Here is a 23,754-nt window from a genome sequence, read left to right as displayed (position 1 = left end):
TTAGTGAAATAAGCAGGAGGAAATGAAATGATCAAGTTGTATGAAAATGGAGTGTATCTTTTGCATGGTGCGGAGATTCTGGAAGACGGACCGGATGCATCGGCAGTTTTAAAAAGCAAGATGGGAGATCACGTGCCGGCAAAACAGGAAGCGGCAAAGCAGACGATCGCCTGGTCTATTTTAAATGAACATAATACCTCAGGCAATATGGAAAAACTGAGGATTAAATTTGACAAACTGACATCGCATGATATTACATTTGTCGGCATTATTCAGACAGCGCGCGCATCAGGGCTGGAAAAGTTCCCAGTGCCGTATGTGCTGACAAACTGTCACAATTCTCTTTGTGCGGTCGGAGGTACGATTAACGAGGATGACCACATGTTTGGTCTTTCCTGTGCAAAGAAATATGGCGGTGTCTATGTGCCGCCGCATCAGGCCGTTATTCATCAGTATGCCCGCGAGATGCTTGCAGGCGGCGGAAGTATGATTCTTGGTTCAGATTCTCATACGCGGTACGGTGCACTGGGCACCATGGCCATGGGTGAGGGAGGCCCGGAGCTTGTTAAACAGCTGCTTGGCCAGACGTACGATATCAATATGCCGGGAGTGATCGGCATTTATCTGACCGGGAAACCGGTTCCAGGCGTGGGCCCGCAGGATGTGGCGCTTGCGATTATTGGCGCGGTATTTGCAAACGGTTATGTAAACAATAAAATTATGGAATTTGTGGGACCGGGCGTTGCAAACTTAAGCGCAGACTTCCGAATCGGCGTGGATGTTATGACCACAGAGACTACGTGTCTGTCCTCTATCTGGAAGACGGATGAAAAGATTCAGGAATTCTATGAGATTCACGGCAGAAAAGAAGCGTACAAGGAGCTGAATCCGGGTGAGGTGGCATATTATGATGGTATGGTGGAGATAGATCTGAGCAAGATCCGACCGATGATCGCAATGCCGTTCCATCCGAGCAACACCTACACCATCGAAGAGCTGAATGCAAATCTCATGGACATTCTCGATGATGTTGAGAAACGCGCGGCAGTCAGCTTGGACGGCGCGGTTGATTTTACACTCAAAAACAAGGTGAGAAACGGGCGTCTGTATGTTGATCAGGGAATCATTGCAGGCTGTGCAGGCGGCGGTTTTGAAAATATCTGTGACGCAGCGGATATCCTGAAAGGAAAATTCATCGGCTGTGATGAGTTTACCTTAAGCGTATACCCGGCAAGTACGCCGATTTATATGGAGTTGGCCAAAAATGGACGGCTGGCTGACCTGATTCAGAGCGGAGCTGTCGTGAAGACGGCATTCTGTGGTCCGTGTTTCGGAGCCGGTGATACGCCTGCAAATAACGCGTTCAGTATTCGCCACTCTACGAGAAACTTCCCGAACCGCGAGGGCTCGAAGCTGCAGAGCGGACAGATCGCTTCCGTTGCTCTGATGGATGCGCGTTCCATTGCAGCTACGGCAGCAAACGGCGGTTATCTGACAGCAGCTACGGATATTGATGTGACATATGGAAAGCCAAAGTACTTCTTTGACAGCAGCATTTACGAAAACCGTGTGTTTGACAGCAAGGGCACAGCAGATCCTTCCGTGGAGATCAAATTCGGTCCGAATATCAAGGACTGGCCGGTAATGTGCGAGCTTCCTGAGAATCTGGTTCTGAAAGTGGTTTCTGAGATTCATGATCCGGTGACGACAACGGATGAATTGATTCCGTCCGGAGAAACTTCATCGTACCGCTCGAATCCGCTTGGCCTGGCAGAGTTTACCCTTTCGAGAAAGGACCCGGCATACGTTGGTCTGGCAAAGGAAGTGCAGAAGGCAGAGAAAGCACGTGAAGCGGGCGAGTGCATGGGAAAAGCTCTTCCGGAGCTTTGTGACATTATGAAAACGATCAAGAAGGTACCGGAATTTGCAAAGACTTGCGGCAAAAATACCGGTATCGGAAGTACAATCTTCGCAGTCAAACCAGGTGATGGTTCTGCAAGAGAGCAGGCAGCTTCCTGCCAGAAAGTGCTTGGCGGATGGGCGAATATCGCCAACAGCTACGCAACGAAGCGTTACCGTTCCAACCTGATCAATTGGGGTATGTTGCCGTTTTTGATTGAAGAAGGCGCGCTGCCGTTTAAGAATAAAGACTATTTGTTTATTCCGAATATTCGGAGTGCAATTATGGACAAGGCGACCACGATTCCGGCTTTTGTGGTAATGGAGGATGGCCTGAAGGAGTTTACACTTCAGCTTGGAGAAATGACGGACGATGAGCGTCAGATTATCCTGGATGGATGCCTGATTAATTTTAATAAAGTGAAATAAAAAAGGAGGACGGGTGACCGTCCTCTTTATAATTATTTTTTGAATAAATGCCGCAGTTTTCTCTTCAACCGAAACCACAGAGCGTCATTTTGCAATTCTCGGATTTTTGCCTCAAGTCTTTTGTTCTGCTGTTCCAACTGTTGAATTGCATTACCATATATGAGTATGACATCGCGCAGCAGGTCTTCGGTAGGTACCTCATGTACTGGAAGATCTTCGATTTGAGCAAAAAAGAGACCATCGGAATCCTGGCAGTTTTTTGCTGTAGCGGTTTGGGAATCTGGCGTATTTTCATCAGGATTTGCAGCGTGGTATTTCTGTGCTGCCTGCCTGTTGGACAGTGCAAACTGATCCAGAAATTCAGCCTGTTTCCCCTCCTGGAAGAGCGTATTCTTATCAGGTTCTGTCGTATAAGGATTGCTACGAAGGATCTCACCGATGCTTTTTCGAAGAATCCCGTTTTTTATGGGGGACACGGGGAGTGCGTTTAAAATTCGGCGCAGCTCAAGATACGTGCCATTCAGGCTTGGATTATAGACACTCTTACTGTTTTTAAAATCATCCTCAAGGGAAAGCCCGAAAATATCGAGAAAATCAGAAATCAATGTATGCTCTTTTCCGCGGTATTGGTTGTTTCCGTATATTCGTACGATGAGATTGTCTTTTCCGAAAACATCCGAGAGTGTATTCAGATAAGAAAGAAAGTCCAGCGGATAATTGATTTTCTGCAATTCCCTCAGATAGTCAGCGAAAGGCAGGCAGGTGGAGGAGGACTTTACTTTCTGGCGGTACAGAGACTGTACAAATTCGTCCTGACGGCGCAGATAAACAATGATGCGCAGCTCCATATTTCTTTTGGAAAAATCTTCGCGAATCCTTGTCCAGAAATTGGGGCGGCTCTGGCTGGCACGCCAAATGGCTTCATCGGTAAGGATAATTTTTTCATAACTGGAGCCAAGCAGGGCGATTTTATCCAAAGTGGCATTATACTCCGTACAGGGGCGGGTTCTGTCCTTTTTCCCGTTTTTATTTTTATAAGCCCGGATAAGGAAATGAGCGTTTCTGCGCCAGCCGATACCAGAATAACGCAGTCCGAGATCAGGGAAACAGATGCCGTGACTTTTCAGGACAGCATCATTGGCGGTAAGGAAGTTCTGAATAGCGGTAGTTCCTGTTTTTGGAAGCCCGATGTGTAAATATACGGTGGTCATAGATTTTCTCCTGAGTCTTAATAAGACTGAATTTGTTTGGGATGCATGTAACTGAATTTAAATATGCGTCCAGTTTCAAAGAAGCAGATTTGAGTTGGACTGTTGCGAAACTGAAGCAACGCGTGCGGGCAGCAGTTCCCGTTCTTCAAGCGCTTGCAGAATCTGGTCGACGCATTCCTGTATCTTCCGGTCCGATGTATCGATGAGGGCATCCGGACAGTCAGGCGCTTCGTAAGGACTTGAGATACCTGTAAAATCAGGGAGATCACCGCTGCGCGCTTTTTTGTACAGTCCTTTTACGTCGCGCCGCTCACATTCTTCCAGAGGTGTGTTGACGTAAATTTCAAAGAAGCTGTCCTTTCCGATGATTTCACGGGCGCTCAGACGATCCTGCGCATAAGGTGAAATAAAAGCAGTGATCACAATCAGCCCGGCATCGTTCATCAGCCTTGCGACCTCGGCAATCCGGCGGATGTTTTCGATCCGATCCGCTTCCTTGAAGCCGAGATTGCGATTCAATCCCATGCGGATATTGTCGCCGTCGAGAAGCATCGTATGAAGGCCGAGTGAAACAAGCCTTTTTTCCAGTGCATTTGCCACAGTTGATTTTCCGGAACCGGACAGACCGGTCATCCAGATGGTCACAGGAATCTGTTCTTTTTGCTGTGCGCGGAACTCTCTGGTAACTTCAAGCTTCTGCCAGGTAAGATTATCGGAGCGTTTGATGTTTTTTAAAACGACGCCACAGGCAGAAGTCATATTGGTAATGCGGTCGATCAGGATCAGAGAACCAAGAGCCGGACTGTTTTGAAACCGGTCAAAAACAATTTTATCGGACACAGAAATATCACATTCGGCAATTTCATTTTTAAAGGTGGTATCTGCCGGTACTTCGTTGCCGGTATTTACATCAATTTTATGATTGATATGCAGGACAACGGCTGGAATCAGTTTAGTGCCAAGCTTCAGATAATAATTTTTTCCGGCAACTAGCGGAGCATCGTCCATCCAGAGGAGACGTACTGTAAAAAGGGAACCAACGCAGAGACTGGCATCTTTTACAAGGACACATCCGCGGGAGACATCTACTTCACGGTCAAGGGTGATTGTCACAGCATGTCCGCATCCGGCAGAATCAGCAGCTTTTCCGGCATCAAGAATCTGACTGACAACAGCTTTTTCCCCGGAGGGAAGCGTTGTGATCGTGTCACCTGTTTTGATCATCCCGGCTTCAATCTGTCCCTGAAATCCCCGGAAGGAAGAATCCGGCCTGCATACGCGCTGTACGGGCATAAGAAAACTGGTGCTGTCGTCTTCCTGCCCTGTTCGGATGTTTTCAAGATAAGTAAGCAGGGAGGTGCCTCTGTACCATAACATTTGCTTTGAGCGTGTGGTAATATTATCGCCTTCTGTTGCGGATACTGGAAAAATTTTCAGGGAAGTGAATTCATATTCTGCCATCATCCGACGGATATCAGCGGTGATTTTTTCAAAACGAGTTTCATCGTATCGGATCAGGTCCATTTTATTTACGGCAAACACAAAATGACGAATGCCCATCATGGAACAAATGCGGGTGTGACGTCTTGTCTGTGTGAGAACGCCGTGCGTGGCATCTACAAGAATAACGGCAAGTTCAGCAAAGGAAGCGCCGACTGCCATGTTCCGGGTGTATTCCTCATGGCCGGGAGTATCTGCAACAATGAAAGAGCGTTTTTCTGTCGTAAAATATCGGTAGGCCACATCAATTGTAATGCCCTGCTCCCGCTCTGCCATAAGTCCGTCGAGCAGGAGCGAATAGTCGATCGCGCCTCCTCGTGAGCCCATCTGGCTGTCGAGCAGAAGCGCCTGCTCCTGATCGGCAAAAAGCAGTTTCGCGTCGTATAACATGTGGCCGATCAGAGTGGATTTTCCGTCATCCACACTTCCACAGGTGATAAATTTTAAAAGAGTATTCATAGTTAAAAATATCCCTCCCGCTTGCGCTTTTCCATACTGGCACTGCCGCCATCGCTGTCGATGACACGGCTGGTTCGTTCTGAGGAGACGGCGCTTAACGTTTCTGCAATAATGGCCTCCAGTGTATCTGCCTGACTTTTGACGCCGCCAGTCAGAGGATAGCAGCCAAGTGTGCGGAACCGGATGTGATCGTACTGTACCGTCTCACCGTCTCTGAGCTTCAGACGGTCGTCATCCAGCATAATGATATTTCCGTCCCTCTGAACAAAAGGACGTTCCTTTGCAAAATATAAGGGAACAATCTCAATATTTTCCCGACGGATATACTGCCAGATGTCCGCCTCTGTCCAGTTTGAAATCGGAAAAATCCGGATTTCTTCACCGGGACGGATTCTGGTATTGTATAACTTCCACATTTCTGGCCTCTGATTTTTCGGGTCCCAAGCATGCTGTTCATTGCGGAAAGAAAAAATCCGTTCTTTTGCGCGTGATTTTTCTTCATCACGCCGTCCGCCTCCGAAAGCAGCCGTAAAACCATAGTGATCCAGGGCCTGCTTGAGCGCCTGCGTTTTCATAATATCTGTGTAGGCTGCGCCGTGGTCAAACGGGTTGATACCCTGGGCAAGGCCGTCTTTGTTGATATATTCCAGCATTTCGAGCCCGTATTTTTTTGCAGTCCGGTCACGAAATGCGATCATTTCCCTGAATTTCCAGGTTGTATTTACATGCAGAAATGGAAAAGGCGGCTTTTCCGGATAAAATGCTTTGAGAGCCAGGTGCAGCATGACGGAAGAATCCTTGCCGATTGAGTACAGCATGACAGGTTTTTCACATTCAGATGCAACCTCCCGCATAATATAGATAGCTTCTGCCTCCAGTTTGTCGAGATGGGTCATATCGCTCATGAAATTAACTCCTTGTTTTGGTTAGTCTGAAGCAGGATACAAATCGTAAATTTAATCTTCATTCAAACGCATTTATAATAGGGAAAGATTGTGATAGAAATATGTTAAGATTACGTAAAAATGAATATTATTACAGAAATATTACTGCTGATTATTGGCAGATGAATGCAAAACAGAATCATGTGTAAAATGACTTTTCTGTTATAAAAATCAGAAAAATATAAAAAATATATATTATTAAGAGAAAATATAAAATAAAAATACATATATAAAAAATAATAAAGAAAAATAAAAATTAAATATTGACAAATAAAAGGAGATTTGTTAAGATACAGACATCAACAAAACATTTGTTGTTCCTATAGAAGAGTACCTATAGACAATGAAGGTTTCGGAAGGATTGGAGGTCGATACCAGTGGATAGCGTTTCGCATCATTTAGCTGATACATGTGGCAGGATAAATGTTTCCTGTGAAAAAGACCTCTGTCAGAAGTGATTCAAGAGTATCGAAAAAGAAACGGTAATTGGAGAGAGAAGGAATCCGTTGACAGAGTACATTTATCCAGGTAGTGTAGAAAAACGAACGCGCAGGTTCGATTGTTTTTAGAACAGACAGATCAGGAAAGAAGCGGCTGGAGACGAGTGAAAGAGCAAAGAAAAGAACATCGAAAGGAAAGATGTAAAAGCGGTAAGAGTTCCAGCGCCTGACAGAGAAAAGCCACATGGTTTATAAAAGGACAATATGTGTAAAGAAACAGACGATACTTTTATAAATAAAACAGGAAAGATACCTCTCCAATTGAGCAGATAAAGAGAAAGACAAGTAAAACTGAATAAAAAGGCACAAAAATAACACGTAACTGAAACACAGATTAAAAAACACAAATTAAAAAATACAAATTAAAATCTGAAACAGAATAAAAACAAAAAACTCTGAACTAAAAATTAAATCAAAAAAGCAGGAGATGCTGTAAATGCAGTACCTCCTGTTTTTGCGTGAAGACGGAAGGAAAATTCTACAAATTTGATGTCGTTGACTGAAATCTGTTTTTGAAGTAAGATAGGTGTAATTAATTACGTTTATGGAGAATATTACGATGTATGAAGAAAAGATAAAAGTATTTTTAGAGAGCTTTGGTGAGCGTTTGACAGAGAACCATGCACAGCGGATCGATAAATTCCGGAATGACCTCTGTCAAGAATATTCATTTGATGATACGCAGGTTTTGGATACAATGGAGTTGTTGTATCTTGTTTTTCATGAGGAGAATACACCAGAAAATGCAGAGGTGGCAGTGAATCTGTTGGATCGGATTCTGAAGATGGAAAGCAAGGACGGAAAAGAGGAGAATCTTCGGCTTGACCGTTTCTGTATTAAGCATTTGCTTCCGGTTATTTATGATTTAGGAGCATATCAACCGGTTACGAATATGCTTCTGTTTATGCAGCCACGACGGGGGTTAAATGAAAGTTTCCGTTATCTTTATAAGAAATTGAAAAAGGAGTATACGTATCCACTTGCACTGTATGAGCTTCATCGGGGAGAGGTTACTAGGCTGGAGTATTATATGAATGCAGCGTGGTTTATTCGTGATATGGCGACAGCCCGGGCTGTGTTTGTGCATGAATCAAACAACCTTATGGGGTATCTGGAGATTCGGCCGGAGACAAAAATCGTCCAGCTTTGGCACGGCTGCGGAGTTTTTAAACACATTGGTTTGAGCACAATTGGGAAAAAGGGCTTCAAAAGCATGGCTCGCTATGAAGAATTTCCAGAATATAACAAATATTCTGTTGTTACAATTGCCAGTCCGGAACTGACCTGGGTTTTTGAAGAGTTTATGGGTATTTCAAAAGACAGCGGGGTGATTCAGCCGATTGGCGTTTGTCGTACGGATGAAATATTTGACAATGGTTATGTAGAGAAGTGTTATCAGAAGCTTTATAAAGCGATTCCTGCGGCTCAAGATAAAAAGATTATTTTATATGCGCCGACGTATCGGGGCGTTGATCCTCACCGGGTTTCTCCGGATGCCCTGGATATTGCGGCATTTGCAAAGGAGTTGGGCGACGATTATATTCTTATCATAAAGCATCATCAGACAGTACAAAATGTGTCTGAGATTCCGGAACCCTACAGGGATACATTTGCTTATGATATGACACGTGGCAGAGGTATGAATATCAATGAACTTATGACAATTGCGGATATTTGCATTACAGATTATTCTTCTGTAGCGTTTGAATTTTCCGTATTTGAACGGCCGCTTCTGTTTTTTGTATATGATTTAGATGAGTATATTGATAATCGTGGACTTTATTATGATTTTAATGAAATAACGCCGGGACCGCTCTGCCGTACGAATGAGGAGATGATTCGTTACATTAAGGATCTAAAGCACGGATTTGATAAAACGGTAATTACAAATTTTAAAAATCGTTTCATGTGCAGTTGTGATGGACATGCATGCGAGCGGCTGCTTGAATTACTCGGACTTGTAGATAAAAAACCTTTGAAACCTAAGGGGAAGGAAAGCGCTGATCAGAAAAATTCTATTCTGGCACGATGTAAACGCTATTGTCGGTATATGATAAACTACTGTAAACGGATTTTACGGGTAGTGCGCAGATGGGTAAAACGTTAAAATCTGTTTGAAATAAGGAGATGGAAAATGAAAAAGGTGATAACGTATGGAACGTTTGACTTGCTTCACTATGGGCATATTAATTTGCTGCGGCGTGCAAAGGAACTGGGAGATTACCTGATCGTAGCTTTGTCGACGGATGAATTTAACTGGAACAGCAAATCCAAAAAATGTTATTTCAGCTATGAAAAGCGCAAACAGCTTCTGGAAGCAATCCGATATGTGGATCTGGTGATTCCGGAGGAGTCCTGGGAACAGAAATTATCCGATGTGAAGGAATTTCGTGTGGATACTTTTGTGATGGGGGATGACTGGGAGGGAAAATTCGACTTTTTGAAGGAACACTGCGAAGTGATATACCTGTCGCGAACGCCGGATATTTCCACGACCCAGATTAAAACAAATCTGAGCGCGAAGAAAGAGAAAGGTTTGAACTGCAATGAATAGTTACGACATTACAGTATTATATGCATATCATGCAGAGAAGGAGCGACCTGTACAGGATTTTCCTCGTCAGACACTGCCAGCAGAGAAAATACAGATAATTCCGGTATGGGAACCTGATATTTACAGGCCGCATAAGAATTGTCTGGATAAGGTTTCTTTGGCAGAGGGGACTTTTACAATTCTCTTAGATGAGGGAGATTCCTTTTCTGAAAGATTTCTGGAGCGAATGTTGCAGGCAGCTTTGCATCCGGAAATGGCGTTTGCAATGCCTGCGTTGCAGAGCCAGAAGCCGCTGCGCAGAGGCGAGTATTTTCTGCTCCGGGACGTAGAAGATCTGGAAGTGCATATTCAAGAGGAACCGGCGGTATTTCCGGCAAATCTTTATGGACTGCTGATTCGTACATCGCTTCTGAAAGAGGCTCTTTTAAGTACAGCCTTTCCGTGTGAGGCGGAGAAGCAGGCTTTGCTTTATATTTTGGGGAGGATTCCCAGGTTCCGTTATCTGGGAACGGAGATTCTTTCTTATGCCACGTCGCTGGAATGCGATCATGAGTATGATATCAGATGTCATACACTGGAATGGTATTATGAGCCATTTCAGAAATTCCTTCTGCCGTATCTGGAACAGAATGGCACAACCAAGGATACAGATTTATTGACGCAGCTGTATGTGATATATATGATTAAAACGCGTATTGGGGCGAATGAAGATAATCGGAACAAGCATGTTATTTCGAGAGAAGAGGCAGAGAATTACTGCCAGCTGTTTTCAAAGGCGTTACAGTATGTGTCAATGTCCACGTTGCTGTGTATCCAGAAAGTTTCACACCCGGCCAGACTTCACACACGTCGTCTGCTGCTGTTTTTGCGGTTAAAAAAACAGGATTTTTCTTATTATCCGAAAATTCGGTGCACTAAAGAGCAGATGCAGCTGATCAGTGATGGAGAGGTATTTTGCGAGCTGGAGCAGATCCCGTTGCGGATTATTAAGATTGATTATAAAGACGAAAAACTGGAAATAGACGGAACGTATAACGACTTTTTTTCGCAGCAGGATGCAGAGGTTTTTGCCAGATTCGGGAAGCGGGAGTATCCTCTGGTTTATAATGGCAGATATGCGCGGACAAAATGTTTCGGCGTGACTTACGCGCGCATGAAAACGTTTCACGTTTCAATTCCCGTGGAACCGTCCAAAGAGGAGCGGATTTTAAATTTTATATTTAAGGTACAGGGAAATGAGTACATAATGGACTATTCATTTCCGGCACATACGAGCCGTTTTGCAAAAGATTTTGGGTATATATACTGGCGTATCGGGACGTATCTTTCCTTCTGGAGCAGAAAAGGGATTCATGTGGTGCAGTCCAGTAAATGGAAAATCCTGAAAAAGGAGGTTGCACTATGGCTTCAGATGTGGAAAAAGAAGGATGGTTTTTATCGGGAGCAGCTTCCGCTTAAGATTTTGAATTTCCTTTTGCAGCCGTATTTTACACGGCAGAAGATCTGGCTGTTTATGGACAAGATCTATAAAGGAGGAGATTCCTCTGAGTACATGTACCGTTATGCAATCAGGCAGAAGGACGGCATTAAAAAATATTATCTGCTGGACAAAACTTCAGCGGACTACGCGCGAATGAAAGCAGAGGGCTTCCAGCCGCTTGTACGCAACAGTCTGAAACACCGGCTCGTATTTTTGAATGCGGATATGGTGATTGCTTCTAATTCTACTGTATTTTCGTTTAACGGTTATACGTTTGCGCGCAGCCTTCCGATTCGCGGAAATGTTCATTTTGATGTGGCATGTGTTCAGCACGGAATGTCCGTGCAGAAAATTGCGATCGCGCAGCAGAGGCTGCGGGACAACACGAATCTTTATTTTTGTGCTTCAAAATATGAGATTCAGAATCTTTCCAAGCCGGAATATGATTATATGGGATATGATGCGCTGAAGCTGACGGGAGTTCCGAGATATGATGGTCTGAAAAACCGTGCGCAGAAAATTCTGGTCATTTCGCCTACCTGGCGCATGCAGTCTGCATTGCCGCCGACTGGCGGGACGGAAAGCGTTTCCAGAACTTACAATCCCAATTTTAAAGAGACGAGTTATTATAAGGTGTACAACAGCCTGATTAATGATCCGCGTCTGCTCGGGGAGGCACGCAAATATGGATATCGGATTCAGTATGTTCTGCACCCGATTGTAAGTCCGCAGAAGGATGATTTTGTACAAAATGACCTGGTTGAGATTATTCCGTCGATCGGAGAAATGAGCTATGAGAAAATATTCTGTGAGGGAGCCTTGATGGTGACAGATTTTTCAGGGGTTCAGTTTGATTTTGCCTATATGAGAAAGCCTGTGATTTATCTGCATCATCATGATATTCCGCAGCATTATGAGGAAGGCGCATTTTTCTATGACACAATGGGATTTGGAGAGATTTGCCATACGAATGACGAATTGATTGATGTTTTGTGCAGATATATGAAAAATGACTGCCAGATGCCGGATCTTTATCGGAGCCGGGCAGATGATTTTTTTGCGTTTTCCGATCATCACAACTGCGAACGGATTTATCCGGTTATGCTGGAACATGAAAAGAAACGTACTAGGTAGTGTCAAAGTGCTGTCTTTGTATGCAAAACGTGACAAAATCCATATTTTTACGACAGTTGGTTTTGACAAGGAAATACAGGTATGGTACACTAAAACCAAATATGATTACATAAAGTTTAAGCTTTATGTAATTTTCATGTACAGATGTGTGCTTAGAGGGAATGAAGCCGCAAGGATGTGCGCAGGAGGCAGATGAAGGATATTGCTGCTGCGGGATATTTGCGGTACAGAGTTCGGAGTTACAGGATTTATTGATGAGTGAATATTAATAACGGGGTGAATAAAGTTGGATAAGTATGAGTACAATCTCAAGCTGGAGGAAATAGACAAACTGGTAGATCAGGAAGATTATCAGGAAGCCGCGAATCTGGCAGATACGATAGACTGGCGGAGAGTTCGAAATATCAGAACACTTTGCCTGATCAGTGAGATCTATGAGGCAGCGGGAAGGCTGGAGGAGAGCAAGACGCTGCTGCTTCGCGCCTACCGCAGATCACCGGTGGGCCGGACGGTTCTGTACCGTCTGGTAGAGGTGACGACCGCGCTGGGACAATTTGATGAGGCGCTGGAGTATTATACGGAGTATGTGCAGGCAGCGCCGCATGACAACAACCGATATATTTTAAAATACAAAATTTACAAAGGCAGAGGGAGCCAGACACAGGAGCTGATTGCGATTCTGGAGGAATATCTGGGACAGGAGTACACGGAGCGCTGGGCGTATGAGCTGGCCACGTTGTATCAGCAGTCCGGACAGATGCAGAAGTGTCTGGCAGCCTGTGATGATCTGGTGCTTTGGTTTCACAGCGGCAAATATGTGGCGAAGGCACTGGAACTGAAAAAAAGGTACGCAGCGCTGACACCAAAGCAGAAGCAGATTTATGACGAATGTCTGCAAAAGAAAATGGCCGATCCTGTGGAGGAAACAGAGGAGAAGGAAACCGTTGTACAGAATGTCGAGCCGGATACCGGAGCAGCCGGAGGGGAGTTTATGGCTGAAAGTATCATGGCGCAGACCGAGCGGGAAATTGCCAATCAGGTGGCGGCACATAAGGCAGAAAAGGACAAGAAAGAAGAACAGCTCGCCGCTGAGGAAGAACCAGGCGAACAGCTGGCATCCACGCGTATTATGCCGGGCAAAACAGATACACAGGTATGGCGGGGTGTAAAGCCTGGGCCGGGCAGTCTGCAGACGAAGCAGCCGGAGGAAAAATCCGTGCAGGAACAGACGGTTCAGCCTCAGGAGGAAGAGGAAGATATACCTCTGGAGCCGGGAGATTTGCAGGTGGAACTTGCAAAGAGCATGAGGAAAATCCTCTCAGGTGTCGTAAAAAATGTAGAACAGCCTGAGGATGATATTCCTGCGTCTGTGGATGCGAGAGTACAGAGTGTTCCTCCGCTTCAAATACCGGAGGCGCCGGAGCAGTCGGCAGGACAGCTCTCTATTGACGATGTGCTTCTTTCTATGAGCGATAAAGGAAAAAGAATAACGGACGCCGTACTGGGCGAAATGGACAGTGAGGAGCCGGAGGCACAGAAAGACAGTCATAGGACAGACGACGGTCAGGAAAACAGAGTGTCCTATGAAATGGATGCGAGATCTGATGCAGACGACATAAGTGGAGGCCAGGAAAACTCTGAGGCGGATGAAGCGAAGGAAAGCCAGGAAAAATCTGTGATGGGTGGAGCAGAGGGAAATCAAGTAGTCACCTTGGCAGACGAGACACCCGTAAGGCGGGAGAGATTGGTGAAGAAATCCCGGGTAAAGAGCAGATCAGAGGACAAAGAGCGTGCTGACAGTCAGGAAGAACCGGCGATAAAAGAAAAGTCAGAAAAGATGTCAGAAGAAAAATATGAAAGAATCGCCAGAGAAATCTCAGAGGATGATTCAGAAAGAAGTACAGATAGCAGTGCAGAAAGCAGAAACAAAAAAGCCGGGGCACTGAGATTTCCAGATACGGCAAAAACCATGGCGGATGCTGCTGCGGATGAACTGACCGATATTCAGCGCGAAGCGCTTCAGTATACGAACCACCCGGAAAAGCTGCTCAGAAACGCAAGATCTCTTCCTACATATATGGAAGAAGATGACGAGCTTGGAAAGACGCGCAGGATTGCAAGCCGTGAGGAGCTGATGGAGGCCGCAAAGAAGGAGATTCTTCAGGAGAAGACGATTCGGATTCCGACCGATCAGATTGCACAAAAGCTCGAAGAGCCGGCAGGAAAAACACGAACAGAAGAGCAGGGCGAAAACCGTTCAGCTGAACAGGCCTATTCCGAAGCCGATGAACGTATCTTTGATGAAATGGAATATTCAGAAGATCGTTCCGAGGAGCTGCCATATGCAGAAAATGCAGAAGACTATTATGATGATGAAGCAGAACAGGCATATGAAGAGGAAGAATATCTGATGATTCCGCAGCATCTCAGAGGCCTTTTCAGCGGTTTCACAGAGGTGGAAGGTCTGGAGGAGCAGATTGCCAATGCAATCATCCAGGCAGAAGCTAAAGGAGATGACCGTACTTCACGCAGTGGCAATATTCTGGTTTTTGGTGCGCATGGTTCCGGAAAGACAACTCTGGCTATGAATATTGCAAAAGCGATTGCTCACGACAAGGGCAACCAGACGATGAAGATTGCAAAGATTTACGCGGCAGATTTGAACCGTAAGGATATCGCGGCAACAGTTGCGAAAATCGCCGGCGGTACGCTGATCGTGGAGGAAGCAGGAGATCTGGAGCCGGGCACCGTGGAGCAGCTTACAACAGCCATGGAGTTCCGGACTGACGGTCTGGTGGTGATTCTGGAGGATGAACAGCAGTATATTCATGAACTTTTGATGCGTCATCCGCGTTTTACGATGAAATTTACTGCTCAGATCTATATTCCGGAATATACGGTAGAGGAACTGGCAGGGTTTGGACAGATCTATGCGAATGCGCAGGATTATATGATCGGTGAGGAGGCGCAGGAGGTTCTTTGCCAGAAGCTTGTGGAAGCTATGGAAGGAGAAAATCCAGTAACGCTTGCAGATGTGATTGATCTGACCGGAAAAGCGATTGCGCGTTCGAATAAGTTTTTCCGTAAATTGTCAATGGGAAAGAAGCGGTACGATGAGAATGATTATATTGTGCTGTTCCCGAAGGATTTTAAATAAAGAGGTTTTACTGGAAGGAATTTGCAATTGGTTAAGTAAATAGAGAGGTGTGCGGTTTCGGTAAGAAAATGGAAACTGCACACTTTATTATTTTAGAGAAACACAGATTAAAGCGTTTCTTCAGATTTAGAAGGGCTATGTATTTTAGAAGCCCAAAATTTCTCCGATGAGCAGGACTTTGATTCGTCCTTTGTTGCGGTTAAAGCGGGTGATGACGGTGTGGGCACAGATGCAGTCGGGGGACAGGCAGTCTTTGCAGATGCCGGTCTGGCTGCAGGGAGTGTGGAGGCCGAGGCGCATTGTGTTTGGCGGAGCAGCGCTTGTATGTACTCGTTGGATTGCTGCGTCTGTATCAGCAGCGACTTTATTCATACCTGCAAGGATGATGACATGCTCCGGACCGCAAATCAATGCAGCGACGCGGTTGCCGTTTCCATCAATATTGACGAGTTCTCCATCAGCAGTAATGGCGTTTGTGCTCATAAAGTAATAGTCTGCACAAAATGCTCTCTGCTGGGCCACCTTCTTTTCTTCCAAAGAAGTAGCAAGTGACCGGTCGATCAGTTCCAAATCTTTTTCTTTCAGTGCATCGATCAGACCTGTCTGTTCCAGTGTGATACTTCCGCCCCAGGAAACAGAGGCTTTGGATGGCAGCATGGAAAGGACATGTGCAACTGCTTCTTTTGAGGTTTTAAAATAGGCCCCCTCCATTCCGCGTTTCTCCAGCCCTTTGATAATAGAATTTGCCAGAATTTCATAGTATTGTTCTGTTGGTGACATAAAATCCTCCTTTTTGTATCAGAGATCAGTCGGCGCCCGCTTTCCATAACATTCCGCTCAGACCTATTATATGCAAGTACCTTCTAAAGATTGTAACATATGATAATAAAAATGAAAACCTCCATTTATTTTTGGACAATTTATGGAATTCATGCTATAATATTTTTATAATCTGCTGCGGACAGATCATTTACAGCAGAAGAGCTGCTGCAAAGAACAGAATTTGCAGTGGACGGACCATTTTATTGGGGCAGGAGGTATTGTGTATGGATAAAAAAGTGATTATTACGATTGGAAGACAGTTTGGGAGCGGCGGACACGAAATAGGTGAAAAGCTGGCAAAAAAGCTGGGCATTAAATTTTATGATAAAGAACTGCTGAAGTTGATTGCAAAAGAAAGTGGTCTGTGCGAGAAGGTTCTTGAAAGTTATGATGAGAAACCGACAAACAGCCTTCTGTATTCCATTGTGATGGATGTATATCCTTCTGCATTGTATTCAGGACCGACGATCGACCAGCAGATTTATCAGGCTACGTATGATTCGATTCGCAGACTTTCCGGCGAGTCATGTGTCATTGTCGGACGATGTGCAGACTATATTCTCCGGGATTGCCCGGGACTGGTCAGTATTTTTGTACACGCAGGTTCAGATTTCCGTGCCGCACGTGTCATGGATGAATACCATCTTTCAGATGCAAAGGCACGGGATATGATGGTGAAAACGGATAAAAAGCGTGCAAGTTATTATAATTTCCAGTCAGAAAAGAAATGGGGTATGGCAGCAAGCTACAATCTCTGCATTGAGAGCAGCGAGCTTGGAATAGATGGTTCGGTTGACTTTATCATGGACTATATCAAATATAAAAATCAGAAATACTAGACTATTTTGTAGCAGATAAGAAAGAGAGCGCCTCTTGAGTCGGATGACTTGAGAGGTTCTTTTTTGTTTAATTTGTTGATTTTTTGAAGCTTTGATCTAGCAAAATAACTCATGGAATATCGAATTAACAAAAAAGAAAATTGTAAATTTTTAATAAAAAAATGGAAAATAATGACTGTAAATGTGACATGTGTTACATATGAAGGGGGGGACGAAACTTTTATAATCAAAAGTACAATCGATTGTAGCTGCAACGTCGTTGAATAGAAAACTGAATTGAAAATAGAAAACAGAGGTGGGAGAAGATGAAAAGAAGAATGAATTTAGTAGCGCTGGCACTGGGCCTGACGAGTGTATTAGGAGCTACGGCATGTGTGCAGAACGTGAATGCGGCAGAAGAAGGCCCTGTTTATGTACAGTATGAAGGGGCTTGGCCCGCCCCGGAGGGAGTTGCAAATATTATTTATGATACAGATATCGCAGATGACGTTGACGATGCCGGCGGGTTAGCAATGCTGCATTCTTATGTGAGTGAAGGAAGGGCAAATCTTCTGGCAGTGGTCTGCAACAGTGCATGTCTGTATGCAGCGCCTTGTGCAGAAGCAATTAATACCTATTATGGCCGTCTGGAAATCCCGATCGGAACATATAAGGGGCCTTCAGAGGTTACTCCTGAAAGCTATACTTATTGCAAGCCAGTAACTATGAAATACGAAAACACAATGGTAGACGGAAGAGATGCCCGGGATGCGGTTGACGTATACCGTGAGGTTCTGGCAAGCCAGCCGGACCACAGCGTAACGATTGCATCGGTAGGCTTTCTGACGAATCTGACTGAACTCCTGAATTCTGAACCGGATGAATACAGTGATTTAAATGGCGTTGATCTCGTTGCGCAGAAAGTAAAACTTGTGTGCTGTATGGGAGGTAATTTCGAGGATTTTGAAAGTGCAGAATATAATTTTATGTGCGATCCGGCCGCAGCACAGCTTGTTGTGGAAAAGTGTCCGGCGCCTATTATGTTCAGTGGCTTTGAAATTGGTATTAATGTTGACACCGGCGAGCGTCGTTATGAGATGGAGGAGGATAATCCGGTTCGTTTAAGCTATGATCTTTATCTGACGGATGATACTGGTCTGGCGACACGTTGGAGCTGGGATTTGACAGCAGTCATGTATGCGGTTGAGGGTCTGGAAGATTACTGGACCATGGAGCGCGGCGATATCTCTGTGCTTGACGATGGAAGAGTTACATTTGAGAAGAATGAAGAGACCGGATCGAGAGCATTCCTCGTGGCAAAAGCTGATGTAAAAGATGTAGAAGCCAGATTGAATGAAGTGCTGATTCAGGCTAAAAAAGATAATTCCGATGAACGGAAGTTTATTTGTATTGAAGATAAGAACGGCCGTATCGATCGCCGTGGAGCAAATGGCGAGACGTGGGGAATCTGGAGCAGCGATAATCTGGTAAGCTATAGCAATTCTGTAGGCGCTTATATGTCTCTTGATTTTAACGGATGTGGTATTGATGTTTACGGCGGTCTTGACAGCGATCAGGGAATGTTCCAGGTACTGCTTGACGGAGAAGAGGTTGCAGTAATTGACACATATGCAGAGAAGCGGGTAGGAAGCCAGGGCCTGTATTCCGTACACGATCTGGAACCAGGCGACCACACGATCAAGCTGGTTCTTCTGGAAGAAAAGAATGAAGCAAGTTCGGATTGTATTATACGAATTGACGCATTCAGAATTATGGAAAACTAAGAATTATAAACCAAAACAACAAACATTGAAAAAATAAATATTTTTTACCTGATATCATAAGATTTTTTCTCTAAATACCCAGAGGATATTTCTGAGCGCATAAGATGCCCAGGAGTATCCTCTTTTCTTTATTTTTTTAAAAATATACCGGAAATCCTGCACCGTAGCGGAAAAACCAGAACAGCCTGCGAGACTGGCCATATCCCATAGCAAACCCTGTGAGGCCGCCGGCACTTGGTGCGTTTTAGCGAAGCGCGAAACGCGCCTAGTACCGCTGCGTGCCGAACGGAGCGGAAGCGAGTTTGCGGAGGGATATGGCCAGTCTCGCAGGCGTCCTCTATTCACATGTACCCGACACCTGGCATTCGAAGGTTGAAATGAAAACACGGATATGATAAGATAAAATGATGCAATATAAAGAAAATACGGAGGAAACTTATGAAACTTTTTAAATACCGTATCAAGACACTTTTTAAGTACCAGGATTTGATTCGGGATCTGGTAGCCCGTGATTTGAAGCTGAAGTATCGGAGGAGTTTTCTTGGTTATGTGTGGAGTGTTCTGAATCCGCTTTTGATCATGATTGTTCTGACTCTTGTATTTTCCAATCTTCTGGGCAAGGGAATTGAAAATTATCCGGTATATCTCCTGACTGGACGGCTGCTGTTCGACTTCATGAAGAGTAGTACCAATAATGCGATGAAGTCAGTGACCGGGAATGCGGCTCTTTTGCGGAAGGTCTATGTGCCCAAGTATATTTTTACACTGGCCAAGGTGACAAGCTGTATGCTGGATCTCGTCTTTTCAATTGGAGCATTGCTGATTGTTATGGTTGTGACCCGGTCTCCGTTCCACTGGCATATGCTGCTTACGCCGCTGGTGATTCTGCAGCTTTATATTTTCTGCTGCGGGCTTGGGTTTTTCCTTGCACAGTTTAATGTTTTCTTCCGTGATATGGAACATATTTACGGTGCAGTGACGACCGCATGGCAGTATCTTACACCGATTATTTATGAGATCAGTCGTTTGCCGGACAAGATCCAGATTCTGATCAAAGCGTTCAATCCAATGTATTATTATGTGGCGCAGTTTCGTGACCTGGTGTATTATGGACGCCTGCCCGGGCCAAGAGTTTTCTGGGGCGGCTGGCTGATTGCTTTTTTCATGCTGTTTATCGGTGTGTGGTCTTTCCAGCGAAGTAAGGATAAATTTATCCTCTATATTTAACTTTTATTTGATTTTATACGTTCGAGGAAAAGGCAATAAGAACGAATGACGGGTGAGAGCCTGCTGTGCAGCTTTTTGTAAGCTATATTATCGTAGTAAATGGAGAACTGAGATGAGCAAATATGCGATAGAAGTAAAAGATCTGAAAATCCGTTTTAATCTTGCTTCTGAAAATGTAGATAACCTGAAGGAATATGCAATTAAGCTTATGAAGCGGGAGCTGATGTTCCAGGAGTTTCTTGCCCTCCAGGATATCAATCTGAAGATAAAGCCGGGTGAATCCTGGGGGCTTGTGGGAGCAAACGGTTCCGGAAAGTCAACGCTGCTGAAGGCAATCAGCGGTATTTTGAAGCCATATGAAGGAAGTGTGAAAGTGCGGGGCAATATTGCGCCGCTCATTGAGCTTGGCGCAGGGTTTGACGGGAGGCTTACCGCGCGTGAAAATATATATCTGAACGGGCTTGTTCTGGGACATTCCAGAGAGTTTATGAAAGAGCATTTCGATGAGATTGTCGAGTTCGCCAATCTGAAGAAGTTTCTGGATTCTCCGGTGAAGAATTTTTCTTCCGGTATGAAGGCCAGGCTGGGCTTTTCTGTAGCAACGATCGTGAATCCGGAAATTCTGATTGTGGACGAGGTTCTGGAAGTAGGAGATATGCGTTTTCGCAGGAAGTGCAATGAGCGTATGCGGCAGATGCTCTCCGGAGGGACCACACTTCTGTTTGTTTCACACAATATTGAATCCGTGAAGTCGCTTTGTGAAAATGCGGTGTGGCTTGACGGCGGCCGTGTTCGTATGATCGGCAGTTCGCAAGAGGTCTGCGATGCTTATAAGGAGGAACAGAATCGTTTGGTGCGCGAGCGGAAGGAGCGGAGGCGGGAGCAGCTTCGTCTGGAGCGCAAAAAATACGATTATCTGATTGTCGGTGCAGGACTGTACGGAGCAGTATGCGCATGCGAACTCACGAGAGCAGGCAAGCGCTGTCTGGTCATTGACAAAAGGGATCACATTGGCGGAAATATTTATACAGAGGACGTTGATGGCATTCAGGTGCACAAATACGGTGCACATATTTTTCATACCAGCAATGATGCAGTATGGAAATACGTGAATAAGCGTGCAAAATTTAATCATTATATTAACTCTCCTGTGGCGGTTTATAAGGATGAGCTGTATAATCTGCCGTTTAATATGAACACATTTAGCAAGCTGTGGGGCCTTCGAAAGCCGCAGGAAGTAAAAGAGCGGATTGCGGAGCAGATTGCGGATCTTCATATTACTGAGCCACAAAATCTGGAAGAGCAGGCGCTTTCACTGGTCGGAACGGATGTGTATGAGAAACTGATTAAGGGCTATACAGAAAAGCAGTGGGGAAGAGACTGTAAAGACTTGCCGGCTTTTATCATCAAACGGCTTCCACTTCGATTTACGTATAACAACAATTATTTTAACGACAGCCATCAGGGAATTCCGATCGGCGGCTACACCGGAATTGTGGAAAAACTGCTCGAAAATGTGGATGTTATGCTTGAGACAGATTATTTCCAATATAGCAAAGAGAATCCGGATATGTTTGAAAAGGTGATTTACACAGGAATGATTGACGAGTATTTTGATTTCTGTTATGGACATCTGGAGTACCGGACCGTTCGCTTTGAGACAGAGCGTCTGGAAGAGGAAAATTATCAGGGAAATGCAGTGGTAAATTATACGGATCGCGAGGTGCCGTATACGAGAATCATTGAGCATAAGCATTTTGAACCGGAGGCTGAGCTTGAGCAGCCGAAGGATTATACGATTATTTCACGGGAATATTCGACGGAATGGAAACCGGGAAGCGAGCCGTATTATCCGGTGAACGACGAGAAAAACAGTAAATTGTATGAAAAATACCGTGCACTTGCCGAGAAGGAAACGCATGTAATATTTGGCGGACGTCTTGGTCAGTATAAGTATTATGATATGGATAAGGTGATTGAGGCGGCCCTTGCAGATGTAAAAAAAGAGCTGGAAATAAAGATGTAAGCAGGCAGGGCGCGTGAGGGTATCAATGAGCAATCAGACAGGGGAAAAGCAGGAAAAAGCAGGTCGGGAAGCAAAAAATCAGAAGGAATCTGCGGCATGGGTTTTGCTGGAGCTTTTGGAACGCGAGGGAAGCATCCTTCGCCTGGATGGTTCCATTCCGCCTGATATGGCGGCGGATTCGTTTGCTCTGAAACTAAATGGCGAAACTCTTCCGGTATATTTTACGGAGAGATTTTCACAGCCGGAAGTGGATGAAAAGGTTTTTTGCGGATGCAGGGCCTTTTTTGCAGAGGTATCTCCAGAAAGGCTTCAGCGGGATAATATTCTGACATTCATCTGGACGGATGAGGAAGGAAAAGAAGAAGTTTTGCCTGTGGTCAGTACGTGTTATCAGGCAAGGCTTCACACTGGGCTGCGGCACGGATGGTGGCTTTTTGAGGATTATATGATCACACTGGCAGGCGCTGACCCTGGGGCTTGCCGGGCCGCAGGAATTAGGATTTGTCGGACGGGAAAACCCGAGCGGGTGAGGCAGGAGTTTCGTTTTCTGAAAGAAATTTTGCGTGCATCCTACGGATCGCGCAAAATGTTTCTGATGCGCCTGGCATACTGGCTTTCCTATCCGTTCTATTGCCGGAAAAATATCTGGCTTACGTTTGACAAGCTGTATAAAGGCGGCGATTGCGGTGAATATTTTTATAAATATGTTACGGGCAGGAAAGAGGACGGGATATCCCCGGTTTATGTAATAAAAAAGGATGTTCCTGATTATGAAAGGCTGTGCCGCGAAGGTTATCGGCCGGCTGTATACCGGAGTTGGAAGCAGAGAATGTGTTATTTATATGCGTCAATGGTGTTCGGAACACACAGTGGCGTGCCTTCGTTTTGTGGTTTTAATCAGTGGGAGATCCGGTTTGTACAGGACCGCCTTCGCTCTGTCAATGCGTGTATTCAGCACGGACTTTCGGTACAGGATCTTCGCGCCGATTCGAATCGGGTCGTGAATAACAACAAACGGTATTACTGTGCGTCGCGCTATGAGGTAGATAATTTATCCAAACCTGCGTATGATTACTGTCCGGAAACTTTGCGGCTTACCGGTATTCCAAGGTATGACGGGCTGATGCCACAGGATGGCAGGCAGATTTTGATCGCGCCCACATGGCGCTCTTATCTGGCCATGCATTCCGTAATGGGACAGACACGGCCGTACAATCCGGAATTTAAAAATACGGAGTATTATCGGATTTATCAGGCGTTTGTAGAGCATGAAAAGCTTGGCGAGACGGCCCGACAGATGGGTTATCAGATTGCGTATCTTCTGCATCCGGTAATCAGCGCGCAGAAAAAAGATTTTCGTCCTGCTCAGGGAGTGGAAATTTTATCTGCGCTTGAAGCAGATTATGAGGAGCTGCTGACGCAGTCGAGCCTGATGGTGACGGATTATTCCGGCGTTCAGTTTGATTTTGCCTATATGAGAAAGCCGGTGGTCTATTTTCATCCGCCTGCACTGCCTCCGCATTATGAGGAGGGCGGGTTTTTCTATGAGGCGCAGGGCTTTGGCGAGATTTGTACCGGCATAGACGAACTGGCAGAGACGCTTTGCAACTATATGAGAGACGGATGTCGTCTGAAGGACTTTTACCGGAGACGGCAGGATGATTTTTTTGCATATCAGGATTTTGAGAGCTGCAAGAGAATTTATGAGGATGCCCGAAGTTACCAGGAGCGTCTGAAGCAATCCGGAAAAGCCGCAGGAAGGCAGAGAAAAAAGTAACAGGTCAAAGGCAGACATGAAGATACAGAGATA

At 45.1% G+C, this 23,754-nt stretch carries 14 protein-coding genes and 1 pseudogene; 11 read left to right on the top strand and 4 right to left on the bottom strand.

Annotation, left to right across the window (positions count from 1 at the left end; genetic code table 11):
* Positions 1–27 precede the first annotated feature (27 nt).
* Complete coding sequence (locus AC6I2O_RS08435) at positions 28–2,328, top strand: hydratase (protein WP_497742395.1); 2,301 nt, start codon at positions 28–30, stop codon at positions 2,326–2,328.
* Positions 2,329–2,360: 32 nt separating this feature from the next.
* Here the strand turns inward: AC6I2O_RS08435 and AC6I2O_RS08430 are convergent, their stop codons facing one another.
* From AC6I2O_RS08430 to cysD, 3 genes are all read right to left on the bottom strand, one after another.
* Entirely contained in the window at positions 2,361–3,539 is a 1,179-nt protein-coding gene (locus tag AC6I2O_RS08430; RefSeq protein ID WP_497742394.1) for a hypothetical protein, read from the bottom strand.
* Positions 3,540–3,614: 75 nt separating this feature from the next.
* Entirely contained in the window at positions 3,615–5,498 is a 1,884-nt protein-coding gene (cysC, locus tag AC6I2O_RS08425) for an adenylyl-sulfate kinase (protein ID WP_497742393.1), read from the bottom strand.
* A 2-nt stretch (positions 5,499–5,500) separates the two neighbouring features.
* Positions 5,501–6,403 (bottom strand): sulfate adenylyltransferase subunit CysD, encoded by a 903-nt coding sequence (cysD, locus tag AC6I2O_RS08420; RefSeq protein WP_120393488.1) that lies wholly within the window; start codon positions 6,401–6,403, stop codon positions 5,501–5,503.
* Positions 6,404–7,501: 1,098 nt separating this feature from the next.
* Here cysD and AC6I2O_RS08415 point away from each other — a divergent pair.
* The 4 genes from AC6I2O_RS08415 to AC6I2O_RS08400 all read left to right on the top strand — a co-directional run bounded on the left by AC6I2O_RS08415 (position 7,502) and on the right by AC6I2O_RS08400 (position 15,267).
* Positions 7,502–9,049, top strand: coding sequence for a CDP-glycerol glycerophosphotransferase family protein (locus AC6I2O_RS08415; protein WP_497742392.1), 1,548 nt, complete (start codon positions 7,502–7,504; stop codon positions 9,047–9,049).
* Positions 9,050–9,076: 27 nt separating this feature from the next.
* A complete protein-coding gene (tagD, locus tag AC6I2O_RS08410; protein ID WP_120393490.1) occupies positions 9,077–9,496 on the top strand; it encodes a glycerol-3-phosphate cytidylyltransferase in 420 nt (139 codons plus the stop codon).
* Positions 9,489–12,110 (top strand): CDP-glycerol glycerophosphotransferase family protein, encoded by a 2,622-nt coding sequence (locus AC6I2O_RS08405; protein WP_497742391.1) that lies wholly within the window; start codon positions 9,489–9,491, stop codon positions 12,108–12,110. Before tagD ends, AC6I2O_RS08405 begins: the two co-directional genes overlap by 8 nt.
* Positions 12,111–12,396: 286 nt before the next feature.
* Positions 12,397–15,267: a hypothetical protein gene (locus tag AC6I2O_RS08400; RefSeq protein WP_497742390.1), complete on the top strand. Its 2,871-nt coding sequence runs from the start codon at positions 12,397–12,399 to the stop codon at positions 15,265–15,267.
* Between the two features lie 144 nt (positions 15,268–15,411).
* Here the strand turns inward: AC6I2O_RS08400 and AC6I2O_RS08395 are convergent, their stop codons facing one another.
* Positions 15,412–16,047, bottom strand: a complete 636-nt coding sequence (locus tag AC6I2O_RS08395) for a lactate utilization protein (protein ID WP_120393493.1) — start codon at positions 16,045–16,047, stop codon at positions 15,412–15,414.
* A gap of 266 nt (positions 16,048–16,313) precedes the next feature.
* Between AC6I2O_RS08395 and AC6I2O_RS08390 the strand changes: the two genes are divergently transcribed.
* The 6 genes and pseudogenes from AC6I2O_RS08390 to AC6I2O_RS08365 all read left to right on the top strand — a co-directional run bounded on the left by AC6I2O_RS08390 (position 16,314) and on the right by AC6I2O_RS08365 (position 23,721).
* A complete protein-coding gene (locus tag AC6I2O_RS08390) occupies positions 16,314–16,928 on the top strand; it encodes a cytidylate kinase-like family protein (RefSeq protein WP_497742388.1) in 615 nt (204 codons plus the stop codon).
* A gap of 305 nt (positions 16,929–17,233) precedes the next feature.
* Positions 17,234–18,691: a nucleoside hydrolase gene (locus tag AC6I2O_RS08385; protein ID WP_497742387.1), complete on the top strand. Its 1,458-nt coding sequence runs from the start codon at positions 17,234–17,236 to the stop codon at positions 18,689–18,691.
* 438 nt (positions 18,692–19,129) lie between these two features.
* Positions 19,130–19,918, top strand: coding sequence for an ABC transporter permease (locus tag AC6I2O_RS08380; protein ID WP_120393496.1), 789 nt, complete (start codon positions 19,130–19,132; stop codon positions 19,916–19,918).
* A gap of 112 nt (positions 19,919–20,030) precedes the next feature.
* Positions 20,031–20,546 (top strand): annotated as a pseudogene (locus AC6I2O_RS08375) (ABC transporter ATP-binding protein); the annotation flags it as partial.
* Between the two features lie 264 nt (positions 20,547–20,810).
* Positions 20,811–21,944: a UDP-galactopyranose mutase gene (gene glf / locus AC6I2O_RS08370; RefSeq protein ID WP_497742502.1), complete on the top strand. Its 1,134-nt coding sequence runs from the start codon at positions 20,811–20,813 to the stop codon at positions 21,942–21,944.
* 25 nt (positions 21,945–21,969) lie between these two features.
* The gene (locus tag AC6I2O_RS08365) at positions 21,970–23,721 is read left to right on the top strand and encodes a CDP-glycerol glycerophosphotransferase family protein (protein WP_497742386.1); all 1,752 of its coding nucleotides are present in this window, start codon (positions 21,970–21,972) and stop codon (positions 23,719–23,721) included.
* Positions 23,722–23,754: the final 33 nt, after the last annotated feature.

The sequence above is a fragment of the Blautia sp. St.27G3 genome (genome assembly GCF_059728505.1).
The sequence above is the reverse complement of the archived record's forward strand: the minus strand, read 5'-3'. Positions and strand labels throughout refer to the sequence as shown.